The sequence below is a fragment of the Ramlibacter sp. P4_H7 genome (genome assembly GCF_056400765.1).
The window spans coordinates 84,587-99,334 of record NZ_JBFUKP010000013.1 but is presented as its reverse complement, the minus strand read 5'-3'; the positions used below and the strand labels follow the sequence as shown (position 1 = coordinate 99,334).

General features: G+C 66.2%; 12 protein-coding genes and 1 pseudogene. 7 read left to right on the top strand and 6 right to left on the bottom strand.

The features are described from left to right. From AC1DSA_RS17845 to AC1DSA_RS17820, 6 genes and pseudogenes are all read left to right on the top strand, one after another. Nucleotides 1–1,629 carry a 3-(methylthio)propionyl-CoA ligase gene (locus AC1DSA_RS17845; RefSeq protein WP_477891588.1) on the top strand — a complete coding sequence of 543 codons (1,629 nt, stop codon included), beginning with the start codon at nt 1–3 and terminating at the stop codon, nt 1,627–1,629. 27 nt (nt 1,630–1,656) lie between these two features. Then, a complete protein-coding gene (locus AC1DSA_RS17840; RefSeq protein ID WP_477891586.1) occupies nt 1,657–2,652 on the top strand; it encodes a YeiH family protein in 996 nt (331 codons plus the stop codon). Between the two features lie 40 nt (nt 2,653–2,692). Then, nucleotides 2,693–4,045, top strand: a complete 1,353-nt coding sequence (locus AC1DSA_RS17835; protein WP_477891584.1) for an MFS transporter — start codon at nt 2,693–2,695, stop codon at nt 4,043–4,045. Then, nucleotides 4,036–5,157, top strand: a complete 1,122-nt coding sequence (locus tag AC1DSA_RS17830; RefSeq protein ID WP_477891582.1) for an alpha/beta hydrolase fold domain-containing protein — start codon at nt 4,036–4,038, stop codon at nt 5,155–5,157. Before AC1DSA_RS17835 ends, AC1DSA_RS17830 begins: the two co-directional genes overlap by 10 nt. A 248-nt stretch (nt 5,158–5,405) precedes the next feature. Continuing rightward, a complete protein-coding gene (locus AC1DSA_RS17825; protein WP_477891580.1) occupies nt 5,406–6,854 on the top strand; it encodes an LVIVD repeat-containing protein in 1,449 nt (482 codons plus the stop codon). 76 nt (nt 6,855–6,930) lie between these two features. Beyond that, a pseudogene (locus AC1DSA_RS17820) lies at nt 6,931–7,131 on the top strand (Gfo/Idh/MocA family protein); the annotation flags it as partial. A 214-nt stretch (nt 7,132–7,345) separates the two neighbouring features. On the opposite strand, the gene AC1DSA_RS17815 reads toward AC1DSA_RS17820, so the two are convergent. Genes AC1DSA_RS17815 through AC1DSA_RS17800 form a run of 4 tightly spaced genes read right to left on the bottom strand, consistent with a single transcriptional unit; the run spans nt 7,346 to nt 11,804 of the window. After that, nucleotides 7,346–8,872, bottom strand: coding sequence for a UxaA family hydrolase (locus AC1DSA_RS17815; RefSeq protein WP_477891578.1), 1,527 nt, complete (start codon nt 8,870–8,872; stop codon nt 7,346–7,348). 7 nt (nt 8,873–8,879) lie between these two features. Next, nucleotides 8,880–9,878, bottom strand: coding sequence for a Bug family tripartite tricarboxylate transporter substrate binding protein (locus AC1DSA_RS17810; protein WP_477891576.1), 999 nt, complete (start codon nt 9,876–9,878; stop codon nt 8,880–8,882). Nucleotides 9,879–9,902: 24 nt separating this feature from the next. Beyond that, on the bottom strand, nt 9,903–10,829 hold the full coding sequence (gene kce, locus AC1DSA_RS17805; RefSeq protein ID WP_477891574.1) for a 3,5-dioxohexanoate:acetyl-CoA acetone transferase: 927 nt from the start codon (nt 10,827–10,829) through the stop codon (nt 9,903–9,905). A gap of 33 nt (nt 10,830–10,862) precedes the next feature. After that, nucleotides 10,863–11,804 carry a 3-hydroxyacyl-CoA dehydrogenase gene (locus tag AC1DSA_RS17800; protein WP_477891572.1) on the bottom strand — a complete coding sequence of 314 codons (942 nt, stop codon included), beginning with the start codon at nt 11,802–11,804 and terminating at the stop codon, nt 10,863–10,865. A 172-nt stretch (nt 11,805–11,976) separates the two neighbouring features. Here AC1DSA_RS17800 and AC1DSA_RS17795 point away from each other — a divergent pair, with 172 nt between their 5' ends. Beyond that, on the top strand, nt 11,977–12,750 hold the full coding sequence (locus tag AC1DSA_RS17795; RefSeq protein WP_477891570.1) for a GntR family transcriptional regulator: 774 nt from the start codon (nt 11,977–11,979) through the stop codon (nt 12,748–12,750). An 86-nt stretch (nt 12,751–12,836) separates the two neighbouring features. On the opposite strand, the gene AC1DSA_RS17790 is transcribed toward AC1DSA_RS17795, so the two are convergent. Together AC1DSA_RS17790 and AC1DSA_RS17785 are read right to left on the bottom strand one after the other, a co-directional pair. Beyond that, a complete protein-coding gene (locus tag AC1DSA_RS17790) occupies nt 12,837–13,451 on the bottom strand; it encodes a DUF3455 domain-containing protein (protein WP_477891568.1) in 615 nt (204 codons plus the stop codon). A 206-nt stretch (nt 13,452–13,657) separates the two neighbouring features. Then, on the bottom strand, nt 13,658–14,635 hold the full coding sequence (locus AC1DSA_RS17785) for a LysR family transcriptional regulator (RefSeq protein WP_477891566.1): 978 nt from the start codon (nt 14,633–14,635) through the stop codon (nt 13,658–13,660). Nucleotides 14,636–14,748 lie beyond the last annotated feature (113 nt).

The window sequence follows — 14,748 nt, the reverse complement described above, 5'->3', positions numbered from 1 at the left end:
ATGAACGCAATCATGATGCAGCAGCCGCTGCTGATCTCGACGCTCCTCACCCATGCGGAGCGTCACCACGGCGAGCAGGAAATCGTCTCGCGCCGGGTCGAGGGCGACCTGCATCGCCAGACCTACAAGGACCTCGCCCAGCGCGCGCGCCGCATGGCCAACGCGCTAGCCGCCAAGGGCGTAGGCTTCGGCGACCGCGTCGCGACGCTCGCATGGAACGGCCACCGCCACATGGAGCTGTATTACGCGGTGTCCGGATCGGGCGCGGTGCTGCACACGCTCAATCCGCGCTTGCATCCGGACCAGGTCGTGTGGATCGCCGATCACGCGGAAGACACCGTCCTGTTCTTCGACCTCACGTTCCTGCCGCTGGTCGAGGCGATCGCACCGCGCGTGAAGACCATCAAGACCTTCGTCGCCATGACCAGCCGCGATCGCATGCCGCAGGCGACCACGATGAAGAACCTGCTGTGCTACGAGGACCTGGTCGAAGCGCATGCGCCGGAATTCACCTGGCCGGTGTTCGACGAGAACACCGCCTCGTCGCTTTGCTACACGTCAGGCACCACCGGCAACCCCAAGGGCGCGCTGTACAGCCACCGCTCCACGGTGCTGCACACCTACGCCACGGCCATGCCGGATGCACTGGACTGCTCTTCGAGCGACACCATCCTGCCGGTCGTGCCGATGTTCCACGTCAACGCCTGGGGCCTGCCGTATGTGGCCTGCATGGTGGGCGCCAAGCTGGTGTTCCCCGGCCCGTGGCTCGATGGCAAGTCGCTGCACGACCTGTTCGAAGGCGAAGGCGTGACCATGTCGGCGGGCGTGCCCACCGTGTGGCAAGGCTTGCTGACCCATGTCGACGCGAACAACTTGCGGTTCAGCACCATGAGGCGCACCGTGATCGGCGGATCGACATGCCCGCCGGCCATGATGGACGCCTTCGAGGACAAGTACGGCGTGCAGGTGATCCACGCCTGGGGCATGACCGAGCTGAGCCCGCTCGGCACCGTGGGCAAGCTCAAGGGCAAGCACGCGGGGCTGGACGCGCCGCAACGCCGCGCACTGCAGGCCAAGCAGGGGCGGTCGCTGTTCGGCATCGACATGAAGATCGTGGGCGAGAACGGGGAAGAACTGCCCCGCGACGGCCAGGTCTCGGGCGAGCTGATGGTGCGCGGGCCGTGGGTCATTTCCGCGTACTTCCGCGGCGACGGCGGCGATCCGCTGATCGACCGCTGGTTTCCGACGGGCGACGTCGCGACGATCGATGCCGACGGCTTCATGCAGATCACGGACCGCAGCAAGGACGTCATCAAGTCCGGCGGTGAGTGGATCGGGTCGATCGACCTCGAAAACATCGCGATGGCCCACCCGGCCGTGGCGATGGCCGCATGCATCGGCGTGAAGCACCCGAAGTGGGACGAGCGCCCGCTGCTGGTGGTGGCCAGGAAGCCCGGTGCCGAGGTGACGCGCCAGGAACTTCTCGCCTTCTTCGACGGCAAGATCGCCAAGTGGTGGACGCCGGACGACGTGGCTTTCGTCGACAGCATTCCTCTGGGCGCGACGGGGAAGATGCTGAAGAACCGGCTGCGCGAGACGTTCCGGGATCACCGGTTGCCGACAGCCTGAGGCCGGCAGATGCCCACCATCCCTTCCATGGCCGTCTGGCCGGCACGCGGCCGCCTGCTGTTTCCCGGCCTGCTCGCCTGCGGTGTGGTCACCGCCGCGGCCGGCTTCCTGTCTGAGCACTACGGCGCGCCGGAGATACTGTTTGCGCTGCTGCTCGGGATGGCGATGAACTACCTGGCCACCCAGGGGCCGTGCGCGCCGGGCATCGAGTTCACGGCGCGCACGCTGTCGCGGGTCGGTATCGCGCTGCTGGGCCTGCGGATCACCCTGGACGAAATCGGCGGGCTCGGCTGGCCGCCGGTCTTGCTCGCGATGGTCGCCGTCGTTGCCACGATCTCGGTGTCGATCCTCGCTGCGCGGGCATTGGGCTTCACGCACCTGTTCGGGCTGTTGAGCGGAGGCGCGACTGCGATCTGCGGCGGTTCGGCGGCGTTGGCGCTGGTGGCCGCGCTGCCACCGCATCCGCAGAAGGATCGCGCGCTGATGTTCACCGTCGTGAGCGTGGCCATGCTGTCGACGCTGGCCATGCTGGTCTACCCGCTGCTCGCGACCGCCCTCGGGCTGGACGCACGACTGGCCGGCGTCTTTCTCGGTGCATCGATCCACGATATTCCGCAGGCGGTCGGGGCCGGCTACGGCATGTCGAAGGAAACCGGCGACATCGCCACCCTCGTCAAGCTTGCGCGGGTCACGATGTTGATGCCCGTGATCCTGCTCACCGTGCTGCTGACCCGCTCGCGCGGTGCCGCGGCAAAAGGGCAGCGCACTTCGCTGCTGCCGTGGTTCATCGTCGCCTTCGCGCTGATGGTCGTCGTCAACAGCACCGGCTGGGTGCCGCATGCGGTCATCGCGTCCGGCGGCACCCTTTCGCGCGCATGCCTGGTGGCGGCGATCGCCGCGATCGGCATGAAGACGCAGTTGCGCGAATTCATCAACGTGGGCCTGAAGCCCATCCTGCTGATGGTCGGCGAAACCATCTTCCTCGCGGGCCTCGTGCTTGCGATGGTGCGTTGGGCAGCCTAAGCGCCGGTGCTTGAACTATTCGAATGAAGGAGACAAACCCATGAATTTCCCAGCTGCCGGCGCCAGGCCGAACGACGGTTACCTGCTCGGGCCGCGCCAGGCGTGGTTCGCCTACGCGATGACCATCGGCCTGATGCTCTTCGACTACATCGATCGCCAGGTCATCGTTTCTCTGTTCCCGTACATGAAGACGGATTGGGGCCTGTCGGACAAGCAGCTCGGCGCCCTGGTCTCAGTCCTTTCGATCTCCCTTGCCGCCTGCGTGCTTCCGGTGTCGCTCGTGGCCGACCGCGTGAGCCGCGTCAAGAGCATCGTGACGATGGCCACCGTCTGGAGCATTGCCTCGATCTCGTGCATGTTCACGCGCAACTACAGCGCGCTGTTGGCGGCGCGCGCCGTGGTCGGCGTCGGCGAGGCCGGTTACGGCCCGGTGGGCGCCGCACTGATCGCGACCCACTTCCCCGATCGGTTGCGGAGTGCGCTGCTGGGCGGCTTCATGGCCGCGGCTTCCGTGGGGTCTGTGCTGGGTGTCGCGCTCGGCGGCGTCATCGCGGCGCGCTGGGGCTGGCATGCAGCCTTCGGAGTGGTCGGCATTCCTGGCCTCGTGCTGAGCCTGCTCTACTTCAAGGTGCGCGACTACCAGACGGTCGACGTCGGCACGCCATCCCAGGGAGCCACGCGCTCGGCCACCGGCGTCGCCCGCGCGGCCTTCGGTGCACTGAAGCGGTCGCCGACGCTGCTGTGGGTGGGCCTCGGCAGCGCACTGCAACTGATCGTCCTGTCGTCGATGTGGGCCTGGCTGCCGAGTTTCCTGAATCGCGTGCACGGGTTCGCGCCCGACCAGGCCGGAGTGCGTGCCGCGCTCTTCGTGCTGTGCGGTGCAATTGGCAGCGTGGCCTGGGGCGTCGTGTGCGACCAGGCCGCAAAGCGGTATCCGCGCGGCCGGGTGCTTGTGATGGGCGTACTGTGCCTGATGTCGACCGCCGTCCTTGGCGCCGCGTTCGGGCTGCCGCTGCTGGGCGTGCAGCTCTCCAACCAGGCGCAGTTCGGACTGTTTTGCCTCGGCGGCTTCTTCGCAACCTGTACCGCCGGCCCTTCCGCCGCCATCATCATCAATGTCATCCACCCTGGCTTCCGCGCCACGGGCGCGGCGATCCTGGGCCTGGCCCAGAACCTGTTCGGCCTGGCGATGGGACCTTTCATTGCGGGTGTGCTGTCCGACGCTTACGGGCTGCAAGCGGCATTGGCAGTGACCCCGGTGTTCGGGATCGCTGCGGCCTGGTTGCTGGTGATCGGTTCCCGTACCTATGAGCGTGATGTCGAGCGGTCCGCCAACCCGCTGGTCGACGACGCAGACCTGGTTGCCCCAGAACTTGCAGCAGCTTGCCGTTGAACGGTTTCCAACACGGCTTCCCCAGGAGGATTGAAGTGAAAGACACGAACAGCACCGTATCCGTCGAACCCATCGTTCACGAGGTCATCGCGCCGCACTTCGGCGCGGCCATCGGCGGCCCGACCGACAGGAAGGCCGCGCCCGCGGCGCCCTTCGTGCACATCCCGGAATGGGTGTCCCCGCAGATGCGGGCATTCATGCGCATGCTGGAGGACCCTGCGAATACGCTTCCGCCCTTTCCTGCGCCGGACGACATCGAGGCATGGGATCAGACGGCCGCCCGGATGGAGGAGCAGTGGATCCAGAAGTACGCGCCGTACATCAAGTCGGTGGATGCAGCCATCAAGGAGATCTCCCTGGGCGGGGTGCCCTGCTACGACATCCGTCCGAAGAACCTGGTGGATGACAGCAAGGTGCTGGTCTACATGCACGGCGGCGCCTATGTGGTCTATCGCGCCGGCGGATCGATGCTCGGGCGCGGAGTCACGGCGGCCGACAAGTGGAATGTGCGCGTCGTCTCCATCGACTTCTCGCTTGCGCCGCGGCGCAAGTTCGACCAGATCACCGATGAGTGCGTCGCCGCAGTCAGCGCGCTGGTCGATCAGGGCGTTCCCTTGAAGAACATCGCCTTCTATGGCGATTCCGCCGGCGGCAGCCTGGCGGCGGCCGTCGTCCTCAAGATGCGCGACCGCGGGCTCGGCATGCCGGCCGCATTGGCGATGGTCTCGCCCTGGCTGGACGTGACCCTCGACCCCGACTCGCTCGTGTCGCTGCAGAACCAGGAGACGAGCTATGTGATGCAGCACGTCAGGGCGGCGGGCGCCGCGTGGGCGGCGCCGGAGGACCAGAAGAACCCCTATGCCTCCCCGGTGTACGGCGATTTCACGAAGGGCTATGTCCCGACGATGATCCAGGGCGGGCTGAAGGAAATCCTCCTGAGCGGCATGGTGCGCATGTACGAAAAGCTGGAAGACGCGGAGATCCCGGTCAAGCTCGACCTGTGGGAGGCCATGCCGCACAACTTCCCCGACCGGGTGCCAGATGCGCCCGAATCCATCCGGGCTCGCAAACGGATGGGAGCGTTCCTGCGCGGGCATCTCGGATTGAGCTGATTCTGCTGGCCGACGAGCCGTTCACGCGCGCCGGCGTGTACGCCAGCACGGCGATCCATGCCTTCCAGAACCTCTGGGCGCAGAAGACCGGATTTCCTCCTGCGTCTTGAATGGGCTGGCGCACCGGTCTGGCGCCGCGTCGCTCACCCGGACGGTCTCCTGGCCCGCTGGCCTTTCGCCGCCCCAGTCGCTACAGTGCGGGCCAGCCGGGCACCGCCCGACGCTGCAGCCTTCCATGAGGAGACACGATGCGCGCACTGCTCGCTGCGTTATGCCTGACCGCCCTCGCCGGGTGTGCCCAGATGCCGGCCGGCTCCGCGGGGGCCGAAGCCTTGAACATGCGCCTGGTCGGGACCAGCGATCTGCAGGGGCGCACGGCCTACCAGCCCACGATCCAGCGGCAAGGCGACCGCTGGATCGCGTACGTCGGCCACCACGGCGACCGCAGGCCCAATCCGGTGTCTGGCCGGATCGAGGACAACGGCACCTCCATTGTCGACGTCACGGATCCGGCGCGCCCCCGTTACCTGGCGCACATCCCGGGCGAGGAGGGCAAGGCCGAGCAAGGGGGCGCGCAGATGGTGCGCATCTGCCCCGGCGCCACGCTGCCCAGGGCCGACCCGTCCAAGTTCTACATGCTCCGCGTCTTCGGCAACCAGGCGCACGAGATCTGGGACGTGACCGCGCCGGAGCGGCCGTCGCTCCTCACGCGCATCGGCGGCAATCTGAAGGGCACGCACAAGAACTGGTGGGAATGCGATACCGGCATCGCTTACCTCGTGGGCGGCAACCCGCAGTGGCGCACCACGCGCATGACGCAGATCTACGACCTGTCCGATCCTGCCAGGCCCGTCTTCATCCGCGATTTCGGCCTGGTGGGACAGCAGCCCGGGGCGACGGGCCCGGTGCCGATCTCGGTGCACGGCCCGATCTCCACGGGGCCGAAGGGCAATCGGGTGTACTTCGGCTACGGCACGAGCACCGACGGCGTGCTGCAGATCGTGGACCGGGAGAAGCTGCTGAACGGGCCGAAGGAAGCCACGCCGGAGAACCTGCTGGCGCCGCAGGTGGCGCGCATCGACCTGCCGCCGATGCACGGAGCGCACACCGTGTTCCCGCTGCTGCAGGTGGACGTGCCGGAGTTCGCGCGGAACCTGCTCGGGCGGGTGCGGGACTTCATCGTGGTGACCGACGAGGCGATCCAGAAGGAGTGCCTCGAAGGGCGGCAGATGGTGTGGGTGGTGGACATCACCACGGAAACGAAGCCGTTCGGGGTTTCCAACTTCACCGTTGCGGAGGCCAGCGGCAATTTCTGCTCGCGCGGCGGCCGTTTCGGCACGCACTCGTCCAACGAAAACATGACGCCGCTGTACTACCGGCGGCTGATGTTCTTCGCCCACTTCAACGCCGGCGTGCGCGTGCTGGACGTGCGCAACCCGTTTGCGCTGAAGGAAGTCGCGTACTACATCCCGGCAATGACGGAGAACACCGTCGTGCTCGAAACCCCGGCCAGCCAGCGCGCGAGTGGACTGCCGTTCACCGCCGTCTCCGAGCGGCGCGCCATCCAGACCAACAACGTCGAGGTGGACGACCGCGGCTACATCTACATCGTGGACCGCGCCAACACCGGGATGCACATTCTGGAACTGACGGGCGCGGCGCGCGAGATCGCGGACTGGGGCAAGGCGGCGAAGTGAGCGCCTGGCGGCCTCGCTTCGTCGCCGCCAGTTTCACTTGCCGAACCACTTGGCCACGTGCTGCCACGCGCACAGCATGAAGCCCGCGCACGCCGAGCAGTCGACCGCCGCGCTGAAGGCCGGCAAGCACGTGCAGGTGGAGATCCCGCTGTGCGACCGGCTGGAAGACGGCAAGGCCGTGGTCGAGGCGCAAAAGAAGTCCGGGCGCGTGGCCATGGTCGGCCACACCCGCCGCTTCAACCCCAGCCACCAGTACGTGCACAAGAACATCGCCGCGATCCGGGAGGGGAGGGAGCCGAATTCGAGCGTCGCGAAGGTGCTGGCTTGTTATGAGGTGCTGGATGGGTTGGAGAGGCAGTTGGAAGGGTGAACTCCGCTATCTCTCTAAGGTGCTTTCTGACTGGACAATCGCTGCATGTTGGACGCCAGGAAATGAGTGGCAAGAAGACCTGGGCGCGCCCTCTGGGCTTTGGTTGGCGATCAAGCCATGGTCACATCTGCGCGCCGATCATCCAGGGGACGGTTTCTTCATTCCCGATGCCGAGTACCTCGCTCCTGGACTTCTCGCCCGATGCGACGCGAAGCATCAGCGCGAAGATGTCCCGGCCTTTCGATTCGAGCGTCGCACTCCCGTCCATGACATCGCCACAGTTGATGTCCATGTCATCCTTCATCCGCATGTACATCTTCGTGTTTGTGGCCAGTTTGATGGACGGCGCTGGCTTGGCTCCGAAGCATGACCCCCGGCCAGTGGTGAAGGCGACGAGGTTCGCACCGCTTGCAATCTGGCCCGTGGCTCCCATGGGGTCGTAGCCAGGTGCGTCCATGAAAACCAGGCCATGGGCCTTGATGGGCTCAGCGTAGCGATACACGCCCATCAGAGCGGAGGAGCCGCTCTTGGCGACCGCCCCGAGCGACTTCTCGAGGATGGTCGTCAAGCCGCCCGCCTTGTTGCCGGGGGTCGGATTGTTGTCGATGCTGCCCGCCTCCCTTTCCGCGTATTCCTCCCACCACTTGATCAGGTCCACGATCCCTTGACCTACTTCGGGTGACACCGCGCGCCGCGTCAGGAGGTGTTCCGCGCCATAGATCTCGGGCGTTTCGCTGAGGATGGCAGTGCCACCCTGGGCGACCAGCAGGTCGACCGCAATACCGAGAGCCGGGTTCGCCGTGATGCCCGAGTAGCCGTCCGAGCCCCCGCACTGGAGTGCAACCGTCAGGTGGGATGCGGGTACCTCTTCGCGCCGGCACTGGTTCGCAAGCGGAAGCATGGACTCGACCGCAGCAATGGCCGCTTCCACCGTATTGCGCGTGCCGCCCTTCTCCTGAATCACCAGCGGGGTGACCAGTTTTCCGGCCTCGATTCCCTCGGAGAGGAACATCGCGTCCATCTGGTTTGCTTCGCAACCCAGACCGATCACGACCACGCCGGCAAAGTTGGGGTGCTTCACGAACCCTCCGAGCGTGCGCCGCAGTTGCTGCACACCCTTTCCCTTGTGGTCGATACAGCAGCCAAAGCCGTGAGTGATCGGCACGACACCGTCGACATTGGGAAAGTGCTTCAGCGCATCGCCCTTCGAGAAATGCTGCACCACGAGTTTGGTTACCGTGGCGGAGCAGTTCACGGTGCTCACGATGCCTATGTAGTTCCGTGTTGCGACGCGGCCGTCGGCACGGAGGAAACCGCGGAACGTGGCCGGATTCGCGGCGGGCACCGCAACCTTCGCGTCCACGCCAAAATCGCGATCGCGGCTGAACGTGCCGATCGCCAGGTTGTGCACGTGGACATGCTCTCCGCGTTCAATCGGTCTGGTGGCGAACCCGATGATTTGCCCGTAACGCAAGACGGGATCGCCGGCAGCGAAATCCGAAAGCGCCAGCTTGTGTGCCGCCGGCACGTCGGATTGCGCGACAAGATCATCGAATTCGGCGAGCACGGTGCCCAGGTCGATCGCGTCGCGGGCGATCGCAACGTTGTCGTCTGGATGAAGCTTCAGTGCGAGCGAGCCGGCGTCCATGGTTGCTTTAGCCCGCCTTGATGTTGTTGCGTCGGGCCACTTCACCCCAAAGCTTGTAGTTCTCTCGCGTTAGCGCGGCGAGTTGTTCGGGGCTTCCGCCGGCAACGATGTCGCCGTTCTTCCTGATCGTGTTGACCACTGCAGGGTCGGTGAGCGCAGCATTCAATGCAGCATTCGCCTTCTGGACGATCTCGGCCGGAAGCTTGGGCGGGCCATACAGACCGACGAACACGGTCACGACGAAGTCCTTGACGCCGAGTTCGGCTGCGGTCGGCACATCCGGCAAGGCCGGAAGGCGAGACTTTCCGGCGACCAGGATGGGGCGCAGCTTGCCCGATGCGATGAACGGAATGAGCAGCGAGGCCGCATCGATCATGCAGGGCACCTGGTTGCCGATCAGATCCTGGATGGCCGGCGCGCTGCCCTTGTAGGGCACATGGGTCATGGGCGGAAGTCCGGCGCGCTCGCGCAGGTACTCCATGGCAAGGTGCGTGTTGCCGCCGTTGCCTGAAGATGCGTAGCTGAATCCCTTGCCGGCGCTCTCAGACTTCGACCAGGCCACGAACTCCCGCAGGTTGTGGACAGGCGTAGCTGCACTGACGCACAAGACCAGCACCGACTCGAGGATGGTCCCGATCGGCGTGAACTCCGTGGGGTCGGGTGAAGGAGTCGGGAACGTGTGGGGATTGATCGTGAAGCTGGTGTTGGCGACCAGCAGCTTGTAACCGTCCGCCGTCGACCGCTGCACTTCGGAAGCAGCAAGGTTGCCGCCCGCGCCAGCCTTGTTTTCGACGATGACCGATTGCCCGAGGGAAGTTCTCATCGTCGCCTGAATGTGTCGCGCTCCGGCGTCGGTCAGCCCGCCCGGTGGGTAGCCGACGAGAAGAGAGATGGGCTTGGTGGGCCATTGAGGACCCTGCGCAAGCACCGCCGCAGGGGCAAAGGTCGAGATTGCCGCGCCAGCTGCGGTCAGCTTCAGGGCTTCGCGTCGGGACATGAGTTTCATGGGGTACCTTTCAGTGAGGAACGACTAGAAAGAGACGTTCTCCGCTCCCTTGAGTTGCAGGATCTGCCGCGCGTCCGCGGGGGTGGCTACCGAGAGAGACATCCCCTCGAGAATGCTTCGCATGCGGCGGACCTGGTCGGCGTTCGTCATCGCCAACTTGCCGGGACCGTCCCAGAGAGAGTCCTCCAGCCCCACCCGTACGTGGCCTCCCATGGCCGCGGCCTGCGCCCCGATGGTCATCTGCGCGCGACCTGCGGGAAGGACTGACCACTGATACGTGTCGCCGAAGAGCCGGTCGGCCGTGCGTCGCATGTGAAGCACGTCTTCGGGATGCGCGCCGATGCCTCCGAGGATGCCGAACACCGACTGGATCAGGAAAGGCGGTTTGATCAGGCCGCGATCGATGAAATGCGCAGCGGTGTAGAGATGGCCGATGTCGTAGCACTCGATCTCGAAGCGCGTTCCGTTGTCGCTGCACGATTGAAGGATGTGCGCGATGTCGGTGAAGGTGTTCTTGAAGATGCGGTCGTGGCTTCCGGCGAGGTAGGGCTTCTCCCATGCATGGCTGAACTCCTTGAAGCGCTGAAGCATCGGGAACAGGCCCATGTTCATGGTGCCCATGTTCAGGGACGCCACTTCCGGCTTGAACTCGTGTGCGGGCCGCAGCCTGTCTTCGAGCGACATCGTCGGAGCGCCTCCCGTAGTCAGGTTGATCACCACGTTGCTGGCGGCCTTGATACGAGGCAGGAACTGCCTGAAAAGCGCGGGGTCCTGCGACGGGCTTCCGTCGGTGGGGTTCCGGGCATGCAGGTGAACGATGGCGGCGCCGGCCTCGGCGGCACCGACTGCAGCCTGCGTGATCTGTTCGGGTGTCACCGGCAGGTAGGGCGACATCGACGGTGTGTGGATCGCGCCAGTGACGGCGCAGGTGATGATGACTTTCCGGGGCATGGAGTTCTCCGAGTGATCGATGCTGCGTTTTGCTCAGGCTTTCGGGGCCTTGCGCTTGTGGACGGCCAGCGCCATCAGCCGCCGGTCTCGCCAGGCTGAGCGCGTGCTGATCTCCGACGCTGCCAGTTGCTTGCGCCGCTCGACGTCGACGCGTGCGACAGTGCTTTCGGACCAATCGAACGGCCTGCTGCCGACCATGGTCTCGCGGTTCTGCGGCCCATAGCGTCTTGCGTAGTCGGTCACGCCGGCGGGCGCATTGAGGTCGATCGTCTCGAACGGTCCCATGAACGACCAACGCAGTGCGAGTCCGTCCTTCAGGACCTTGTCGATGTCGTCCGAGCTGGCCAGCCCGGCCTCGAACAGCGAGAAGCACTCATTGAGCACTGCTGCCTGCACGCGATTGAGCAGGAAGCCCTGGATCTCGCGCGACAGCGTCACCGGCGTCTGACCTGCGGCGGCGTACAGGGCGTGCGCCCGTGCCATCGCGCTCGGGTCGGTCCACGGGGCCGGACACAGTTCAACCAGCGGGACCAGGTAAGGCGGGTTTGTCGGGTGGCCGACGAGACAGCGCGCGCGCCCGGCCAGGCCGGCGGTGAAGGTGGAGGCGGGCAGCCAGGAAGTGGAACTGGCGAGCACGGCGTCGGGTGGCGCCAAGGCATCGAGCTGGGCGAAGATCGCAGTCTTGGCCTCGACGGTTTCGCGGATGTTCTCCTGCACCATCACCACATCGCGCAGCGCCTCGGCCAGGTCCGGTACGCAGTGAATCCGCGCGAGCACCAGCTCCGGAGCATCGTCGAGCAGTTCAAAGCCGGCTAGTTCGTCCAGCCGTTCCTTGATGTACGCGAGGCTGCTGGCCATCGTGCCGGCGTCTGCGTCGTGCAGCCGGACCGAATGACCGGCCCGCGCGAACACGATGGCCCACGCGCGACCGATGAGGCCCGCACCCACGACAGCGACCGGACCACGACGATGCATATGTTTCTCCAGGATTGAGTGCCCCGGCGGGGCGGTTGGGCTGCCGCGTTTTCCGACAGCGAAGCAATCATACATCTGTGATCACAGATCTGGCTAGTGGAAAATGCCGATGCCTCGTGGGCGTTGCCTGTGCTCAGTGATCACAGGAAGCCATGGTGTCTATACTGGCCGGATGGACTTCGCCGGACTCGTCACGCCGCTGACTCGCCAGACCTTGAGCGGCGACGTCTATCAGCAACTGCGCGACCTCCTGCTCTACGGACGCGCCATGCCCGGCGAGCAACTGTCCTTTCGCAGCATCGCGGAGGCACTTGGGGTCAGCGTGATGCCGGTGCGCGAAGCGGTGCATCGCCTGGTGGCGGAGCAGGCTCTGGAGCTGTCGGCAAACCGGACGCTCCGGGTTCCGGTGATGACGGTGAGCCAGTTCCGCGAGATCACCAGGATCCGCATCAACCTGGAGGGGCTTGCCACGTCCGAGGCCGCGACCCGGCTGGACGAGGACACCTATCGGGCGATCGACGCGCTGAATGAGCGCTTTTCCCGCGAGCTTTCCGCAAAGCGGCCCGACAAGACGCGCCTGGTGGCCTTCAACAAGGAATTGCACTTCGCCATCTACCGGCAGGCCGGCATGCCCGTGCTGCTTCAGATGATCGAGTCGCTGTGGCTTCGGATCGGCCCGATCCTGAACTACGATTTGCGTTCGGGTTCAGCCAGGGTGACGCATCGGGAGCAAGCCGACCACCACGGTCGGCTGATGGATGCCCTCAGGAAGCGCGATGCAAGGGCAGCAGCCGAGGCGCTCCGTGGTGACATCCAGTCGGCTGCGGACTTCATCATTTCCCAAGGTGTTCTCGTCTCCGCGGATGTCACTCCTGACCATCCGCCGGTCAGCGCCGAGGCAGCGAAGGCCGCCAAGCGCCTGCGTGCGGCGCTTGCGTCGACGTAAGTCACCAGGACAGACAGGTCCTCATCGCCGGGACGCGTCCCTGGAGCAGGGCAGCACGGGTGCGGTGCCCGCGCTTCTACGAGCGATCAATAGCGGTCGTCAGCCACCAGCGCCGCGAACATCCGGTAGTCCGCCGTGTACGGCACGCGCACCGTTTGGCTCGCGTTGGCCTGTGTGCAGGCGCTGTCCGGCGCGGCGCCACCGTGCGTGTTCAGGCGCTGGACCGCGACCACGTTGCTGAAGCGGCCGCCCGGACCCTCGGCGTGCGTCGCGAGCAGCAGCTGCGGGATCGCGCCCGGCTCGCTCGCATCGGCGCGCTGGCGCACAGTGCCGACGATGCGGCTGCCATCGGGCGCTTGCCAGGACGGTCCCGCGCCATGCAGGCCGCTGGGACGCTGGGCGGCATCGAAGAGTTCGGCTTCGGGGGCTATGAACGCCCAGGCGAATGCGCCCGCCGCGTCCTTGGCTTCGCGGCACTCGTAGACCTGCACGCCGCGTGCATGCAGCGTGGTGACGACGCGGTGGCCGGGTCCGGGATCGAGCTGCGCGGGAACGGATGCGTCGGGCGCCGGCGCGGAGAGCGAAGCGCAGCCGGCCAGCAGGGCGGCGATCGGCCACGCGAGGGCGTGCAGACGGCGCAGGGTTCGGGTGGGGTTGCGGATCGCGCGCGTTGGCGCGGTCGCGGCATGGATGGTCGGCATCGTTGGTTCTCCGGCTTGGCAAGGGAGCAGGCCTTTCGGCGCTGCGGGCGGAGGACCAGTCTGCGATGCCGGTGTATCGGCGTTGCTGCGAAGTGCGCGCGGTTTGTAGCCGGGACGTATCGTGGCGCGGCTCATGCCGCCGCAACGGCGACCGGCACGGGATTCACCTGCACCATACGCGCTCGCTGCGCACCGCCCGCAAGCTCTCACCGACGCGGGCGATCTTTCTGTGTCGGGGTCGTCCGCTTGCGCACGGCTCCCGTCGCTTTCCGAGGCGATGTGCTGCGGTCCCAGGGCGCGGCATCGCCCGCGAAGCGCTCCCCCAGGAAGTCGAGCATCGCGCGCAGCAGCAGCGGCTGGTGCTGGCGCGAGAGGTAGACGGCATGGATGCCCAGTGCCTCGGGCTCGTACTTGGGCAACACGCGCACCAGCCTGCCCTGCGCCAGGTCGTCGGCGATGAAGTAGGTGGGCAGCAAGCCGATGCCCAGGCCTTCCAGCACCGCCTGGCGCACCACGGCCACTTCGTTGCTTTGCAGGGGACCGGTCACGGGGACCTTCACGGTCTGGCCGTCGCGCTGCAGGCGCCACTCGGTGCGCCCCACGCGCGAGTGCGTGATGCAGCGGTGCAGGCGCAGCTGCTCCGGCGCACGGGGCGCGCCGTGCGCCGCGAGGTAGCCTGGCGCGGCGCACACCGCGGAACGGCAGGTTGCGATGCGCCGCGCCACCAGCGTGTCGTCCAGCTGGTTGCTGATGCGGATGGCGAGGTCGATGCGATCTTCCACCAGGTTCACCGCACGCTCCAGTGCGATCAGTTCGACCTCCGTGTCGGGATGCTGCTTCAGGAAGTCGGACACCGCGGCGGCGAGGTGCGCCTGCGCGAAGGAATTGCTGGTGGTGATGCGCAGCCGGCCGCGCGGCGCGGTGCTGCGCGCGCCGGCTGCGGCCTGCACGTCCTGCGTCAGTTCCAGCACCAGGCGGCAGCGCTGCAGGGCCTCGGCGCCCGCATCAGTCAGGCTCACGCGGCGCGTGGTTCGGTGCAGGAGCCGCGCGCCCAGCCAGCTCTCCAGCCCTTCGACGTAGCGCGACACCATCGCGCGCGAGATGTCGAGCACCTGGCCTGCCTCGGTCAGGCTGCCGCGGTCCGCGACCTCCGCAAACACCTGCATCGCGCGAATCCGGTCCATGGCGTGTCCGGCCGCTTGAGCCGTTCCGGTTGACAAACTGATGACGAGTCTAATGTTTATCTCCTGAAACGGAGCCAATACAGTTCGCCCACCTTCAACGCACCGAAAGACCG

Bases quoted from the DNA above. Each gene is read 5' to 3' on its own strand.
- AC1DSA_RS17790 (WP_477891568.1), bottom strand. From the start codon at position 13,451: ATGCCGACCATCCATGCCGCGACCGCGCCAACGCGCGCGATCCGCAAC.
- AC1DSA_RS17835 (WP_477891584.1), top strand. From the start codon at position 2,693: ATGAATTTCCCAGCTGCCGGCGCCAGGCCGAACGACGGTTACCTGCTC.
- AC1DSA_RS17840 (WP_477891586.1), top strand. From the start codon at position 1,657: ATGGCCGTCTGGCCGGCACGCGGCCGCCTGCTGTTTCCCGGCCTGCTC.
- AC1DSA_RS17815 (WP_477891578.1), bottom strand. From the start codon at position 8,872: ATGGACGCCGGCTCGCTCGCACTGAAGCTTCATCCAGACGACAACGTT.
- AC1DSA_RS17810 (WP_477891576.1), bottom strand. From the start codon at position 9,878: ATGAAACTCATGTCCCGACGCGAAGCCCTGAAGCTGACCGCAGCTGGC.
- AC1DSA_RS17795 (WP_477891570.1), top strand. From the start codon at position 11,977: ATGGACTTCGCCGGACTCGTCACGCCGCTGACTCGCCAGACCTTGAGC.
- AC1DSA_RS17825 (WP_477891580.1), top strand. From the start codon at position 5,406: ATGCGCGCACTGCTCGCTGCGTTATGCCTGACCGCCCTCGCCGGGTGT.
- AC1DSA_RS17785 (WP_477891566.1), bottom strand. From the start codon at position 14,635: ATGGACCGGATTCGCGCGATGCAGGTGTTTGCGGAGGTCGCGGACCGC.
- AC1DSA_RS17800 (WP_477891572.1), bottom strand. From the start codon at position 11,804: ATGCATCGTCGTGGTCCGGTCGCTGTCGTGGGTGCGGGCCTCATCGGT.
- AC1DSA_RS17845 (WP_477891588.1), top strand. From the start codon at position 1: ATGAACGCAATCATGATGCAGCAGCCGCTGCTGATCTCGACGCTCCTC.
- kce (WP_477891574.1), bottom strand. From the start codon at position 10,829: ATGCCCCGGAAAGTCATCATCACCTGCGCCGTCACTGGCGCGATCCAC.